Source organism: Kitasatospora sp. NPDC059327, from assembly GCF_042752535.1.
GTDB lineage: Bacteria > Actinomycetota > Actinomycetes > Streptomycetales > Streptomycetaceae > Kitasatospora.
The window spans coordinates 1-14053 of the sequence record NZ_JBHYYB010000156.1; the positions used below are offsets into that span (position 1 = coordinate 1).

A 14053-nucleotide genomic window follows, 5' to 3' on the forward strand; every position below is an offset into this window, starting at 1 on the left:
CGCACCCCCTACAGCGAAGCCATGGCCTTCCCAACCAAGGCCATCGATTTGGAGGTGGCAGCTTGACGCCAAACCGCATCGGATGTCTGGTCGGCAATGACCGCAGCGTCCTTGGCGTCGGTCTTGCCCTCACCCCGATACCCCTCAGAGGCTCGGCTGACAGTCATGCCGGGGATGTAGAGCGTTAGCTGACCGTGGCTGAGGAGCAGGTCGATCAGCAGTGCGGCACCGCCGTCTGCCAGATCGATGCCCCAGGTGACCTCGTCGCCCAGGACGAAGACGTCAGCCAGGAGCTGAAGCAGTTCCGGCTCGTCGTTGGCCACCCGTCGTGACAGCAGCCGTTTGCCGCTGTCGTCGATCACCACGCAGTGGTGATGCGTCTTACCGGCGTCGATACCGGCCCAAATCGCTGTCACGTGCTCTCTACGGAGTCGCTTGCCTACGTGCACCGCAGACGACCTCGCTGGCGAGTCCCTACTGAGCGATCAAGTCGCAATTCCTAATCAGCAGCCGAGTCGTCGTAGGGAGCCGGGCGGCGAATCGTAGCAAGCCACGGACGGCAGACCACTGCAAGCCGCACCCGGCCCCCTTGGGTGAGCCAACCCTACGAATGGCTGGCTCATCCCGATCAACAAGGTAGGGACTACTGCACCGGCGACCCCGTCAACTGCACCGACCTCGACGGCAACTGGGGCATGCCCAAGTGGCTCAAGAAGACGGTCGAGGTCGTCGCCAAGGTCGCCGAAGTGGCCGCCTACATCCCCGGCCCGATCGGCGCCGTCGCGGCAGCCGTCTCCTCAGTCTCCTACGCCGCCACCGGCAACTGGGCCAAAGCCGCCGAAATGGCAGTAACAGCAGTGGCTCAGGTTGTTGGGGCAGGGCCGGTGGTTAAGGTGGCCGTTGCCGTAGCCGCGACAGTGCGAGCTGCTGCTCGCGCCTCGCGAGTCGCGAGTCGCGAGTCGCGAGGCGCGAGTGCGGCTAAGGCGGTTCACCGTGTCGTCCAGGCCAAGAACCAGGTAGCTAAAGCCAAGTACGGGAATTATTTGGCTAACAAGTACAATGGCACAAGGAGTCGGGTGACGATTGAGGTGGCCAAGGGCCAATGGCACTATGACCTGAAGGGAAAGCCTCATATCGTCAAGCGAAACGGCGGTACGATCCCCGTACCGACCCCGCACAAGGTGTGGCAGCCGAATAATCCGATGAACAAGAAGACTGGCTGGGGAAAGCCCGACAGGAATAATACCAAGCTCATGACGTGGCGAGAGCTGCGCAAGGTCAGTCAACATTTGAGGAAGTGAAAGTGAAAGCAATTATTTCGGGAATGAACCCCTGGGTGATCAATCAGGATTTCCTTGAAATTGTCACCCCGTCGGGCGTGATTGACCTCCACAACGACGTTTCTATTATCGGATTCCGGTTCTATGGATACCCTCGACCAACTCTTTCCATCGACTTCAAGGAGGAAGATGGGGGAGCCTTCTCGTTGGAATTTCAGAATGTCGGTGAGCTGACACTTCGGCAGGGTGGCGTGGCCTCGGAGGGATGGTTCGATATTCCTGAAGGTGTTGAACCTGAAGGTCTTGACAATCTGAGCTACTATGAATACGGGGAAGATATTCCACCGGTCTTCGACATCACCTCACTCAACCTCAATCTGAAATTCCGATCGGAGGAGGTCCGCTTCATTCGCCCATCTGGGTGATGTGGAGTATTGATTGCCTTAATCTGGGACGGGTAGTTCCAGGTGTGAAATTGGGCGGGTCGATCCAATCAACTCACCCAATCGACTGGGTGCCTTGGCGGCCTGGTGATGGCACGAAACACCACAGGTCAGAGCATTCGTAAGGGCGGGGTCGGGAATCTTGATGCCCGACCCCGCCCTCTTTTTGCTCTGGGTAACGCAGAACGAGCTGATTGGCCCTGTGATATCGCCGGACGGTCCTACGGCCGCAGCACTTCGTCGTAGACGTGGAAGCTTGGGGTAATTAGGGCTGGCGTAGGGAATGTGGCCGGACGAAACAGTGCTGCTGCTAAACCTGGAGCACGTTCTGCGCGCTGACGGCGTGCCGCAGGGAGGTGGTTGACCACGAAGTCCCGAATGTCGTCTCGGACCTGGTCGGCATCCCAGGACGCTCGGCTGAGCAGATGCTGCATGCCGGCCGGACTCGCGTCACCGGCGTGCTCGGCGATCGTCGACCTGCGTGCGTGCCCGCCTGTGGAGGTTCAGTGTCCAGCCGAACCCGGACGGCACCTCGGACGTCGTTGCCACCGAGGTCGGCCAGGGGCCGCTGCCCGTGGCGCTCTCAAGGCTGGTCCACATCAACGCCCTTGCCTGCGACACGCGGAAGATCGCCGATCCGCGTGTGCGGGACCATGAGGTGGCGCTCCTGCTCAACTACCTCACCGCAAGCACGCCCAGCGCCCCGCTGACGGCCGACGTTCCCGCGCTCCTCGCCAGCTCCGGGCACATAAGGCGGTTCGTCGCGGAAGCCGCCGGTCTGGGCGTGATGACCGCGGCGAGCGAGTTCCTGCTCGGGCGGTCCGAGGATGACGCTTTGCACAGCTTCGATGTCCTGCCCGGCGGCCGGTTTGCAGGGTTCGGCGGAAGGAGATCTTCCGGTGCAGGCTCACAAGGCTGGTCCTTCCGACAGGCGGGGGCTGGGGTGAGGAGGAGGCCGGCGGGCGCAGGGGGCGGCGCCCGCCGGCCGGTCACGAGGAACCCGGCGAGTGGTTGGTCAGGAGCCCAGGTGTCCTACTGCGAGGGTGTCCGGTTGGCCCAGGGGCATCGTCCGGACCGATTCGAAGCCAGCGTCGATGAGCCACTGGTGGCACTCTGCGGGGGTGTACTCGCGGCCGCCGGAGGAGGTCAGCAGCATGTTGAGGCTGCCCAGCAAGCTGAGCGCGGGGCCCCGGCGATCGTCGTCGATCATGCGGTCGTAGACCAGAACCGCTCCCCCCGGCCGCAGCGCCCGACGGATCCGGGACAGGAGTTCCCGGCGCTGTTCGAGGCTGAGGAAGTGCAGGATGTGGCCGACGACGAAGACGTCGCCCTCGGGCAGGGGTGTGGTGAAGAAGTCGCCTGCCTCGAAGCGAACTCGGGCGGAGGTTCCCGATGCCTCCAGGGTCTCCAGGTGTTCGTTGAAGAAGGGTTTCATCTCCGGTAGGTCGAAGCAGACGGCGCGCAGGTGGGGATGTTCGCGCAGGAGTGTCGTGGCGAGGTTCCCCCGAGCGCCGCCCAGGTCGACGAGCGAGGTGTACCGGCTCCAGTCGAACGCCTTGGCCAGCCTGACGGCGACGCCACTGTTCACGGCGTCCATCGCGCCGAGGAAGCTGCGCGCGGCCTCCTTGTCGCTGTACCCGTCGAAGAATCCGGTGTGGGCCGGGACCTGCGGTTCGCCGGTGCGTAGCGCCTCGGTCAGGTGGGACCAGAGCGGCATCAGCCTGGCGTCGGCGAGGCCTGCGTAGCCGCCGACGTACCCCGGCTTGCGGCGGTCGAGGTAGCGTGCAGCCGCAGGGCTGTTGCGATACGTCTCCTGTTCTTGGTCCCGTTCCAGCAAGCCGAGGGCGACCAGCGAGTCCAGGAAGTCGGATGCGCCGCGCGGGTGCAGGCCCACGGAGCGGCATAGTTCGGGGCCGGTCAGCGACCCGTCGGCCAGGACCGTGAAGAGGTCCAGCTCGACGGCGCTGATGAGGACGCGGGAGCCGTAGAAGGCCATGGTCAGGCGCAGGATCTCACCCGGCCCTCCAACGGTGCCGGACGCAGGTTGTGTCATGTCGTTCTCCACCTTCGCGAAGTCGCCTGATGGAAGCGGGCGCTCGGGGTTCTGGGAACTCATCGCGGGCGGCACTCCAGCATCGTCCATTTCAGTCCCGGGTCGTTGATCAGCTCGAACCCGGTGCGATGGAGCAGGTCCTGCCACTCCGCGAGTACCCGCTCGCGGCCGCCGAAGAGGACCAGCATGTCCAGGTCGAGGAACTTCGCGTGATCCCACTCGTTCGCGGGGGCCATGACCTGGTCGAGCACGAGGAGCGTCGCGCCGGAGTCCCCGATGGCCTCGCGGACCCGTCGGAGCACCGTGACGACCTTCTCGTCCGACCAGTTGTGCAGGACGCCCTTGAAGAGGTAGGCGTCGCACCCTGCCGGGAGGGGGTCGGTAAAGAAGTCGCCCGGGATCACTGTGACCCGGTCCGCGACCTGTGCCTCCGTCAGGACCGGTTGTGCCGATGAGGCTACCCTGGGCAGGTCCATGAGGACCCCGGTGAGTTCGGGGTGCTGCTGGAGCACTTGGGCGAGGAACCAGCCGTCTCCGCCGCCGAGGTCGGCGATGCGGGGAAAGCGCCCGAGTCGCAGATCTGCCAGTCCCTCCAGGACGATCCGGCGGCTCCAGTGCATCATGAACCGTTCGAAGAACTCACCGGCCGCGGGGGTCTGTTCGAGGTGCTCGAAGAAGGGCCGTCCGAAGACCTTGTCGAAGGCGGGCTCCCCGGTGCGGACGCTGTGCATGATTTCGTCGAATGGCCGCCAGGTGATGTCCAGGTTGTTGTACTTCACCAGGGGGAGCACGCCCTGCTTGTTGTCGGTGCGGAGCCCGTCGGAGAGCGGGGTGCCGAAGAAGGTCCCGGCCGGGCCCTCGGCGAAGATGCCGACCGCCGCCGCCGCGCGCAGGACGCGGTAGAGCGACAGCTCGTGGGCGGCCGAGGAGCGGGCCAGGTCTGCAACGGTCTGCGGTCCGTGGGCGAGCAGGTCTGCGATTCCCAGCTCGACGAGGACGTGGACGGTACGGGCCAGCCGGCCGCCCCCCGCCAACAGAAGAAGCTGTCGGGTGTGCAGGTCCGTGGTCGTCACGTCGTCGGTTGTCGCCACTGCCGGGACCGTCTTGTTCATCGTCGTCCTCTCCTCGATGACCGTCTTGATGCGCGCCATGTTCCGCCGGGTGGCTTCGTTCAGATGGGCGGTCATGCCCTGGTCGTCGAAGGGGGCGTCGGGCTTCATCGCAAAATCCTGGCGCCAGCGCATCTCCGTGCCCGCGGCGGTCTCCCGGTAGGTCCAGTACAGCCGCATGTATTCGAACGGGCCCGTCTCGATCCGGTGCGCCCGGACCGTTCGGGCCGCCCGGTCCGGCGTGCGGCGGGAGACCCATTGCCAGACCCGGCCCTCGGCGTCGGGCCGGGTGGTCAGTCGGAAGTCGATGCCGTCCTTGTCACTGTGCAGGACCTCGACCTGTGCGTACTCTGCGAACAGCCCGGGCCACGATTCGACATCGTTGGTGAGGTCCCACACCAGGTCGATCGGTGCGGCGATGACAACGGTGTTGTCCGTGTGGCCGGCCATCAGGCAACCCCCTGTCCGGGTACTTCGTTGACCAGGTCGAGGACGTCGCCGGGGGTCCTCACACCCTCGTCGGGGAGCACGACCCCGTGTTCCTGCCGGAGCCGGGCGGCTATCTCCAGGAGTGCCAGGGAGTCGTAGCCCAGTTCCTCGAAGGCGATGTCGGCGATGTCGCCGTTCAGGTCGAACTCGTCCGAGTCGCCGGCGCAGTCTCTGATGATTTCCACCAGCTGCGCGAGTGTTATTGCGGTCATCGTCGGCCTCCGGTTGTTCCGGTTTCTTTCGGTGAGTGGGGGGTCCGCCGAGCGTGGGAGCATGGGGGCTCGGGGGCGGGTCACGGGCTGACGGGTCACGGGTGTCGTCGGACGACGGTCGCCGCGTTGAAGCCGCCGCTACCCCGGGCCACGACGAGGGCGTTGCGCACGGGCAGCTCCCGGGGCTGTTCCAGGACGAGGTCGAGGCCGAGGTCTGCGGGAACGTCCCGGGTGCCGATCGTCGGTGGCACCACCGAGTCCCGCATGGCCAGGAATGCGCAGGCCAGGTCGAGTGGCGCCCCGCCTGCGTAGAGCCGTCCGGTCATCGACTTCGGGACGGTGACGGGGACTGCGGCGGGTCCGAACACCGAGGCCAGCGCTGTGGCCTCCGCACGGTCCAGTTGGGGGACTCCGGCACCGTCGGCGAAGACGACGTCGATGTCCTCCGGGTTCACCTGGGCCCTTTCCAGGGCCAGCCGGACGGCCTGTTCCAGCGCGGGTGGTGCGCCGCTGCCGGGGCGGGGGTCGAAGGTGGCGGCGTGTCCGGCGAGCCGGCCGTAGACCTGGCCGACGCCGCGCGCGCGGGCGGCATCGGCGCGCTCCACGATCAGGATCGCTCCGCCCTCGCCGGGCACCCATCCGGTCGCGGTGGCGTCGAAGGGCAGGTAGGCCCGCTGTGGATCGGGGGCGTCGGTCAGCAGTCCGCTCGGCAACTGGGCGACGAGTCCCCACGGACAGATCGAGGCCTCAAAACCGCCGGTCACCGCCAGTGTGATCGTCCCGGTCCGGAGCAGGCGGGCAGCGTGCGCCGCCGCGTCCAGTCCGCCGGCCTGCTCGGACACCACCACGGAGCTATGTCCGCGCAGACCGTTGCGAATCGAGATCTGGCCGGTGTTGACCGCGTAGAACCAGGCGAAGGACTGGTAGGCACTGACCCGTTCCGGGCCGTCACCCCACAGCTTCTCCAGTTCCCGCTGGCCGAACTCGAACCCGCCCGAGCCGCTGGCGGTGATCACACCGGCGTCGTACTCCGCCAGCGCGGCCGGATCCACGCCGGCGTCCGCCAGCGCCCAGTCGGTGGCGACCAGCGCGTACTGGGTCATCCGGTCGGTCTGGGGCAGCAACCGCTTGGGGAGCAGCCCATCGGGGGCGAAGTCGAGCACCTCCCCGCCGATCCGGGCCGGGTAGGACGACGCGTCGAAGCGTTTGATCACATCGATCCCGCTCCGGCCCTCGAGAGCGGCGTCCCAGAACGCCTTCGCGCCGATGCCGTTGGGCGCGACCACGCCCAGCCCTGTGACCACGGCCTCGGCCGCCCCCGTACCGGGGGCGTTCACTGGCGTGCCCCGGTCGGCCTGCGCAGGAGCGCCGCGCTCTGGAACCCGCCGAACCCGCTGCCCACGCTCAGCACCGCGTCCACCCGCTGTTCCCTGGCCGTGTTCGGGACGTAGTCCAGGTCGCACTCGGGGTCGGGCTCTTGGTAGTTGGCGGTCGGCGGAATCACGCCGTGCTCGATGGCGAGGGCCGAGGCGGCGAGTTCCAGGGAGCCGATCGCACCGAGCGAGTGTCCGATCATCGACTTGATGGAGCTGACTGGCACCTCGTAGGCGCGCGGGCCGAGACTGCGCTTGAAGGCCGCGGTCTCGTGGCGGTCGTTCTGTCGAGTACCGGAGCCGTGCGCGTTGACATAGTGAAGGTCCTCGGCCCGGCAGCTGGCCTGGGCCATCGCCCCGCTGATCGCTTCCGCCATCTCCCGGCCGTCCGGGCGTAGGCCTGTCATGTGGTGGGCGTTGGTACGGGTGGCGAAGCCTGCCAGCTCGGCGTAGATGTGGGCGCCCCGACGGCGGGCGGCGTCGAGGTCCTCCAGGACGAAGACAGCGGCGCCTTCGCTCAGCACGAACCCGTCCCGGTTACGGTCGAACGGCCGAGAGGCGTGTGCCGGATCGTCGTTGTTGGTCGACGTGGCCCTGATCGCGTCGAAGCAGGCGACGGTGATCGGCGAGATCGGGGCGTCGGTCGCGCCGGCAATCGCGACTTCCGCGCTGCCGTCCCGGATGAGCTCCGCCGCGTAGCCGACCGCGTCGAGCCCGGAGGTGCAGCCGGTGGACACCACCGTCACCGGGCCCTGTGCGCCGACCTCCCAGGCTACCTCGCGGGAGATCGAGGTGGGCACGAAGTAGTCGAACAGGTGCGGCACGGCGAGAGTGTGGTCCACCAGCCAGGTCGCCCCGGAGTGGCTGACCCGCTCGTACTCGCGGTCCAGGCCGGTCGTGCAGCCGACGGCGCTGCCGATGCTGACGCCGACCCGACCGGGCACCAGCTGCTTCAGGTCGATCCCGCTGTCGGCGACGGCCTCGCGGGTGCAGGCGACCGCGAGCTGGGTGGCGCGGTCCAGCCGGATGGTCTCCTCCGGCGAGAACCCCTCCGCGGCCGGGTCGAAGTCGATCTCCCCGGCAATCCGCGAGCGGAACGGGGTCGGATCGAAATGCGTGATCGTCCTGGTCGCGGTCCGGCCCGAGGTCAGCAACGACCAGAAAGACCGGGTGCCGATCCCGCCCGGGGCCCGGACGCCGATCCCGGTCATCACGACCCGGCGTTCCCCCGTGCTCACGCCACGCCCCCGACCGTGGGCGGCGCAGCCTCCGGGTGGGGCACCGGTTCGGTGTCGACGTGGCCCAGCTCCGGCGCCGGGGCCAGCGGCGAGATCTGGAACACGGCCCGCGCGGTGACCGCGCCCCGGTTCTCCACCCGGTGGCGCTGCCCCCGGGTGATCAGCAACGCCTCGTCGGCGCACACCTCTACCTCATCGCCGTTGACGCGGACGACGAGCGTTCCGTCGAAGACGAAAAGGTACTTGTCGGAGTAGGGGTGGTAGTGCTCGCTGATGTACTCCCCCGGGCCCAGGTCGTGTGTTCCCAGGAATCCGGAGGTCGCGCCGACCGAACGTGGCGTCAGGAGCGCCCGGGTGGCGCCTCCCTGCCGGCGGCTCGGCCGCGTGTCCTCCACGGACACCTTGGCTGCTGCTCCCGTTGTCATCTCTCCACCTCTGCGATTGGGGCCTGCTGGGTGTGGTGTGCCGAGTGGCCCAGTGGGAATCGGGTCCGTTTCCTCACTGGGCCCCACTGGCTACGCGTGGTCGGACTCCCAGGCGTAGAACACCTCGGCCTTGGAGTCCTTGAGCTCCCGCCATTGCGGCGAATAGGGGGTGAGGTACCGGCCGACCTCCTGGTCGACGCGCTGGAACAGCGGGTGCTCCCGGGCCTGGTAGAGCTTGGGCATGATGTCCTCGTCGGCTTCGACGAGGTGCATGTACAGGTCATGGAAACGGAACAGGAACCGTCGCTTCACGCCGATCTCGTCGGGAAGGCTGGTGCGGTCGTGCTCTGCGAACGCGGCCGCCACGTGCTCGGCGTCCTCGGGTTTCATTCTCAGGACCATCAGGGCGCGGTACACCACGTCGGTGCTCCTTACGTTGTAGGTGGGTTGGTTCCGGTCACTCGTAGGATCGGGAGGCCCAGGGATGCCGGGCGTGGCTGTTGGTGTTCAGCCGCGTGGTGGCTTGAAAGGATTGGCCGCCCGGCATCCCGCGACGACTCGACCGCTCATTGGGATGCGCGCGACAAGATCGCTTGGTAAGGACACGCTGGCGAGGTCGTCTGCTGGGACTGGTACTGGAACGACTTCGGAGGTGGCCGTGCCCGAGCTGTGGGCCGGTATGGACGCGGGCAAGGCGGAGCACCACTGCGTGGTGATCGACACCGAGGGGAAGCGCAAGCTGTCGCGGCGGGTGGCCAACGACGAGGCCACATTGCTCCAACTAATCATCAGTGTCACGGAGTTGAGTGCCGGAAAGCCTGTGACGTAGGCGATCGACCTCAACGCCGGCGGGGCCGCGCTGATGATCGCGCTGCTGACCGACGACGGGCAGAGAGTCCTCTACATCCCGGGCCGCACCGTCCACCACGCCTCCGGTTCCTACCGGGGCGACGGGAAGACGGACGCGAAGGACGCCTTCGTCATCGCGGATCAGGCCCGCATACGCCGCGACCTCCAGACGATGCACCGCGGCGACGACATCGCGGTGGATCTGCGGATCCTCACCTCGCGCCGACTGGACCTGGCCACCGACCGCACGAGGGCGATCAACCGGATGCGGGCCCAGATGCTGGAGTACTTCCCGGCCTTGGAACGGGCCTTCGACTACAGCACCTCGAAGGCCTCGCTCGTGCTGCTGACCGGCTACCAGACTCCGACCGCCCTGCGTCGGATCGGCAGGAACCGGCTTGCGGAGTGGCTGAAGAACCGCAAAGCCCGCAACTCCAAGCTCGTCGCGGGCACCGCGGTCGACGCCGCCGAGGCCCAGCACACCGCCGTTCTCGGGGAGAGACTGGCCGCCGCCGTGGTGGCCAAGCTGGCGAGGGAGGTGATGACCCTCGATGAGGAGATCGCCGAGTCCGACGCCCTGATCGAGGGCCGCTTTCGCGACCATCCGCACGCCGAGGTCATCCTGAGCATGCCCGGCATCGGCCCCGTCCTGGGAGCCGAGTTCATCGCCCACACCGGCGGTGACATGAGTGTCTTCGGCAGCCCGGACCGCCTGGCCGGCGTTGCCGGCCTGGCGCCGGTCCCGAAGGACTCCGGACGCATCAGCGGCAACATGCGCCGACCACGACGCTACTGCCGACGCCTCCTGCGGGTCTTCTACATGTCCTCGATGGTCGCCGCCAGATGCTGCCCCACCTCGAAGGCCTTCTACGAGCGAAAGAAGGCCGAGGGCAAGGGACACAAGCAGGCCATCATCGCCCTCGCACGCCGCCGCCTGAACGTCCTGTGGGCGCTCATACGCGACGGCCGCACCTTCGAGATCACCGCGCCGCCCAGCCGTGTCGTGCTGGGCTGACACGCTCACGGTAAGTCACCGGCCAGGCTTGACAACTTCATTGGGAATCCTTTCACTGGCAGGGTGTTCGGTAGGGCGGCGGCATGCTCAGTCGCGACGGCCTGCGTCGAAGGTCCGCTCGACGCTGCAGAACACGGGCGAGGGCTGGGAGACCCGGCGGCAGTAGTCGAAGTGGTCCTGCAGTCGCGGGTCGGCGTGCATCGCCTGGAAGTCCTCCCGGCTCTGCCATTGCGCGTAGTTGACGACGGTTCGGCCGTCGAGGCTGAGGTGGAAGGTGGCCGAGACGAACCCCGGGAGGTGTCGGATGAGGTCCTCGGTCACCGCGCAGAGGTGATCGCAGAGTGCCTGCTGGTTCGCGGGGTCCACGGCGAACACGTTGACCAGCGTGAACAGGTCGGTGGGGGCGGTGATGATCGCCATCGCCGGTCAGCCCTCTGCGCGCGGGGAGGCAGGCCGGGCCAGGGTGCGTTCCAGGACCTCCTGGAGCAGACCGGCCACCGTGGAGTCCTCCGCGCGCCAGGCAACGAAGCCGTCAGGCCGCACTAGCAGGGCTCCGTCCGGACTCAGGCCGGTGGTCCTCCCGAAGGAGTCGTCCGGGTCGCTGTACCCGCCGGTCTCTCCGATGACATGGCAGGCCAGCGGGATGCCGGTTCGCGCGGCGACGGACTCCGCGGCCCCGGCCCAGGCACCGCCGTCCGGGGCTGCCAGCAGGACGTAGCCGCTCTCGGACAGGTCGACCGTCGACACCTTCCGTCCCGTGTGCTCCAGCCAGACATGGGGCACCCGGTATCCGGGGCGGCCGGTCAGCTCGTGTTCGCTCGGGATGGGTTCGTCGTAGACCGGGCCTTCGATCGCGCCGGAGGTGTACCGGTAGCCGGTGCTCACGAGGGTGGACTCGCGCAGGGCGCGCTGCAGCTCCGGGGAGTCGTTGAGCCGCCAGATGTGCCGGATCCACGCCTGGTCCGCGACGGCGGAGCCGACCGGAAGGCGTTCCGCCTCGTAGCTGTCGAGCAGGCCCTCGCCGGCCCAGCCGCCGAGGACGGCGGAGAGCTTCCAGGCCAGGTTGTGGGCGTCTTGGATGCCGCCGTTGGCCCCGAAGGCACCGGCCGGCGGGTGGACGTGTGCGGCGTCGCCGGCGAGGAAGACCCGGCGGGTACGGTAGGTCTGGGCCACGTTGTGCGACATCTCCCAGGGGCGCGCCATCTCGACCTCGACGGCGAGGTCGGGCAGGCCGGTGGCGGTGCGGATGATCCGCGCGCAGTGTTCCGGGGTGAAGTCCTCCGCGGCGCTCTCCCTGGGGTCGTAGAAGAAGCCGAAGATCCACCGTTCCTCGTCGAACAACTGCAGTACCGCCGGAACTTCCGGCATCTGCAGCACGCCGGGCTCGTCCGGGTTGGGGAGGTAACAGATGACGAACCTCCTGCCCTGGAGGGCGTTGCCGAGGTCGGACCTGAACAGCACACTCATGGCGCTGCCGAGCGGTCCGTTGCCCTTGCGGGTGATGCCGAGCGCCTCGCGGACCGGGCTGCGGACGCCGTCCGCGGCAATGAGGTAGTCGGCGCGGACCGTTGTCCGGGCTCCGGTGGCGCGGTCCACGACCACGGCGGTGGCCCCGTTCTCGTCCTCCGTGAACGACTCCAGGGCTGTGTTGAAGCGGATGTCGGCGCCAAGTCGAACGGCCTCGTCCCGCAGGATGGGTTCGAGCCGGTCCTGGCCGCACCAATACGGGCGGGTGGGGCTGAGGCGGCTTACGTCCAGCGAGGGTTCCTCGACGATCACGGCGTTCGCCAGGTCGGCCACACCGTTCGAGCGCAGGACCACCCACGGGATCTGGTCAGCGGGTTGGCCGAGTTCCCGCCAGCGGTGGCCGTCTATCAGCTTGGGGGCGCGGTCGATCACGGTCTGTTCAAGGCCGGCGTCGCGCAGCAGTTCCATGGTCCGAGAGCTGATCCCCGACGCGCGGGTGAGCAGGGTGGTGCTGGCGTGGCGTTCCACCAGCAGACAGTGAACGCCATGCCGACGGAGGAACAGAGCCGCGGACAGCCCGGTCAGTCCGCCGCCGACGATCAGTACAGGTACCTGTTCTTCGTTCTGTTGCATTGTCTTCTCCATCCATGACGCCTCGCGCCACAGGGCAGCCGCCATGGCCCGGTGCCGGCTGGGCGGCGCCTGAGCCATGGGTCTGCGAGCGTGCGGCGAGGCTCTCGGAACGGGGGTTCCCCTGCTCCCGGGGGCCGTGGCGGTTGCCTCCGGTCCCGTAGGGGAGCGGCTCGGCACACCAGGCCGGAGGAATTCCGGGGGCGAAGTGGGGACTCAACGGACCCTTTGGGCGAATTCGATCGAACGATCTTCTGACCGATCAATCTCGATCGAATGCAGAGCAGATCATGGGGGCGCCGGAAGCGTCAATCGAAGATGATCATATAGCGTGCGTGTTTGGCCATCGCCAAAAGAGCCCGGCTTATCCTCTTTGTTCGGACATTACACCTGATCCGACCGTACTGAATTCGGGTTTGCCGAACGTTGGCCTTGGGCACTTGCGCGTAGTCCCGGCCATCCGTTCACCCACCGCACAGATGGCGGATAATCGACCCCTGGACACAGAGGGCGGCCAAAGTTCCCTGGCGTCCGACCGGAAGCAATTGATCGTTTACGAGCTGCACGCGATATTGACTCCCCCGGTGAAGGTTGAGGTACGTTCGACCCATGGCTGAACTGATCCGACTGACCGGAGCCCAGGAAACTCTTCTCGCGACTCTGCAGGCCAGAGCCATCGACAATCGGAGGCCGGAGCCCGTATTAGGCGACGGCATGGCCGAGGAGCTGCTCAGGCGCCTCGACTACGACTTCCGGAGGCTGCGTACCGGCGCAAAGGACGAGCGGACGGTCACATTTCGCGCAAAGAAACTCGACGAATGGACGCAGCAATTCCTCATAGACCACTCGGCGACCGGGGCGACCGTGCTTCACCTGGCCTGTGGTCTGGACAGTCGCGCGTTCCGACTCGACGTTCCGGCCGGCTTCGAGTGGATCGACGTCGATCATCCGGACGTCATCGAACTCCGAGATCGCCTCTATCCGCAACGCGCGGGATATCGCACGATCGCCACCTCGGTCACCCGGAGCGAGTGGCTGGAGCAGTTGCCAGACGATCGACCAGCTCTGGTCATCGCCGAAGGTTTGACACCGTATCTGCACAGAGCCGATGGAGAGGAGATGCTTCGGCGTCTGACCGGACGCCTTCCGTCCGGTCGCCTGATATTCGACGCGGTCCTGCCCTGGACGCTCAGGTTCGCGAAGTACTCACAACTGTTGCGAGCAACCGGAGCGGGCTTCCACTGGGGCATCGGCGATCCACGGGGATTGGAACGGCGGGTACCCGGGCTGAGGTTCGTCGAGCAGTGGTCGCTGTTCGATTCGCCGTACCTGGCGAAGGCGAGCCCGGTCGAACGGCTGGTCGGTACGGTCGCGGGCCGGGTACCGGCGATTCGTTTCGCACACCGGATTCTCGACTACCGTTTCTGAGAATGGATCTCTGCGCAGGTACGGCTCCAGGGTGGGTGTGCC

Annotated in this window: 12 protein-coding genes and 4 pseudogenes; 4 read left to right on the top strand and 12 right to left on the bottom strand. The window is 67.1% G+C overall.

Annotation, left to right across the window (positions count from 1 at the left end; genetic code table 11):
- Window positions 1-86 precede the first annotated feature (86 nt).
- Window positions 87-416, bottom strand: a pseudogene (locus tag ACFXHB_RS41930) (IS110 family transposase); the annotation flags it as partial.
- A 177-nt stretch (window positions 417-593) separates the two neighbouring features.
- On the opposite strand from ACFXHB_RS41930, the gene ACFXHB_RS41935 reads away from it, so the two are divergent.
- On the top strand, window positions 594-1301 hold the full coding sequence (locus tag ACFXHB_RS41935) for a hypothetical protein (RefSeq protein ID WP_380582005.1): 708 nt from the start codon (window positions 594-596) through the stop codon (window positions 1299-1301).
- Window positions 1298-1705 (top strand): hypothetical protein, encoded by a 408-nt coding sequence (locus ACFXHB_RS41940; protein ID WP_380582007.1) that lies wholly within the window; start codon window positions 1298-1300, stop codon window positions 1703-1705. Before ACFXHB_RS41935 ends, ACFXHB_RS41940 begins: the two co-directional genes overlap by 4 nt.
- Window positions 1706-2076: 371 nt before the next feature.
- On the opposite strand, the pseudogene ACFXHB_RS41945 reads toward ACFXHB_RS41940, so the two are convergent.
- From ACFXHB_RS41945 to ACFXHB_RS41985, 9 genes and pseudogenes are all read right to left on the bottom strand, one after another.
- Window positions 2077-2196 (bottom strand): annotated as a pseudogene (locus ACFXHB_RS41945) (IS701 family transposase); the annotation flags it as partial.
- A 542-nt stretch (window positions 2197-2738) separates the two neighbouring features.
- On the bottom strand, window positions 2739-3776 hold the full coding sequence (locus ACFXHB_RS41950; protein ID WP_380582009.1) for a methyltransferase: 1038 nt from the start codon (window positions 3774-3776) through the stop codon (window positions 2739-2741).
- Window positions 3777-3835: 59 nt separating this feature from the next.
- A complete protein-coding gene (locus tag ACFXHB_RS41955) occupies window positions 3836-4888 on the bottom strand; it encodes a methyltransferase (protein WP_380582025.1) in 1053 nt (350 codons plus the stop codon).
- Window positions 4862-5335: pseudogene (locus tag ACFXHB_RS41960) on the bottom strand (SRPBCC family protein); the annotation flags it as partial. The pseudogene ACFXHB_RS41960 and the gene ACFXHB_RS41955, both read right to left, overlap by 27 nt.
- Window positions 5335-5586 (bottom strand): acyl carrier protein, encoded by a 252-nt coding sequence (locus ACFXHB_RS41965; RefSeq protein WP_380582011.1) that lies wholly within the window; start codon window positions 5584-5586, stop codon window positions 5335-5337. The gene ACFXHB_RS41965 and the pseudogene ACFXHB_RS41960, both read right to left, overlap by 1 nt.
- Before the next feature lie 95 nt (window positions 5587-5681).
- Window positions 5682-6923: a ketosynthase chain-length factor gene (locus tag ACFXHB_RS41970; protein WP_380582013.1), complete on the bottom strand. Its 1242-nt coding sequence runs from the start codon at window positions 6921-6923 to the stop codon at window positions 5682-5684.
- Window positions 6920-8170, bottom strand: a complete 1251-nt coding sequence (locus tag ACFXHB_RS41975; RefSeq protein ID WP_380582027.1) for a beta-ketoacyl-[acyl-carrier-protein] synthase family protein — start codon at window positions 8168-8170, stop codon at window positions 6920-6922. The genes ACFXHB_RS41970 and ACFXHB_RS41975 overlap by 4 nt, the downstream gene beginning before the upstream one ends.
- 23 nt (window positions 8171-8193) lie before the next feature.
- Window positions 8194-8622, bottom strand: coding sequence for a cupin domain-containing protein (locus ACFXHB_RS41980; protein WP_380582015.1), 429 nt, complete (start codon window positions 8620-8622; stop codon window positions 8194-8196).
- Between the two features lie 90 nt (window positions 8623-8712).
- A complete protein-coding gene (locus tag ACFXHB_RS41985) occupies window positions 8713-9042 on the bottom strand; it encodes a TcmI family type II polyketide cyclase (protein WP_380582017.1) in 330 nt (109 codons plus the stop codon).
- Between the two features lie 232 nt (window positions 9043-9274).
- Between ACFXHB_RS41985 and ACFXHB_RS41990 the strand changes: the two are divergent.
- Window positions 9275-10486, top strand: a pseudogene (locus ACFXHB_RS41990) (IS110 family transposase).
- Window positions 10487-10573: 87 nt separating this feature from the next.
- On the opposite strand, the gene ACFXHB_RS41995 reads toward ACFXHB_RS41990, so the two are convergent.
- Entirely contained in the window at window positions 10574-10906 is a 333-nt protein-coding gene (locus ACFXHB_RS41995) for an antibiotic biosynthesis monooxygenase family protein (RefSeq protein WP_380582019.1), read from the bottom strand.
- Between the two features lie 6 nt (window positions 10907-10912).
- Window positions 10913-12586 (bottom strand): FAD-dependent oxidoreductase, encoded by a 1674-nt coding sequence (locus ACFXHB_RS42000; protein WP_380582021.1) that lies wholly within the window; start codon window positions 12584-12586, stop codon window positions 10913-10915.
- A gap of 606 nt (window positions 12587-13192) precedes the next feature.
- Between ACFXHB_RS42000 and ACFXHB_RS42005 the strand changes: the two genes are divergently transcribed.
- Window positions 13193-14011, top strand: coding sequence for a class I SAM-dependent methyltransferase (locus ACFXHB_RS42005; RefSeq protein WP_380582023.1), 819 nt, complete (start codon window positions 13193-13195; stop codon window positions 14009-14011).
- The last annotated feature ends 42 nt before the right edge of the window (window positions 14012-14053 follow it).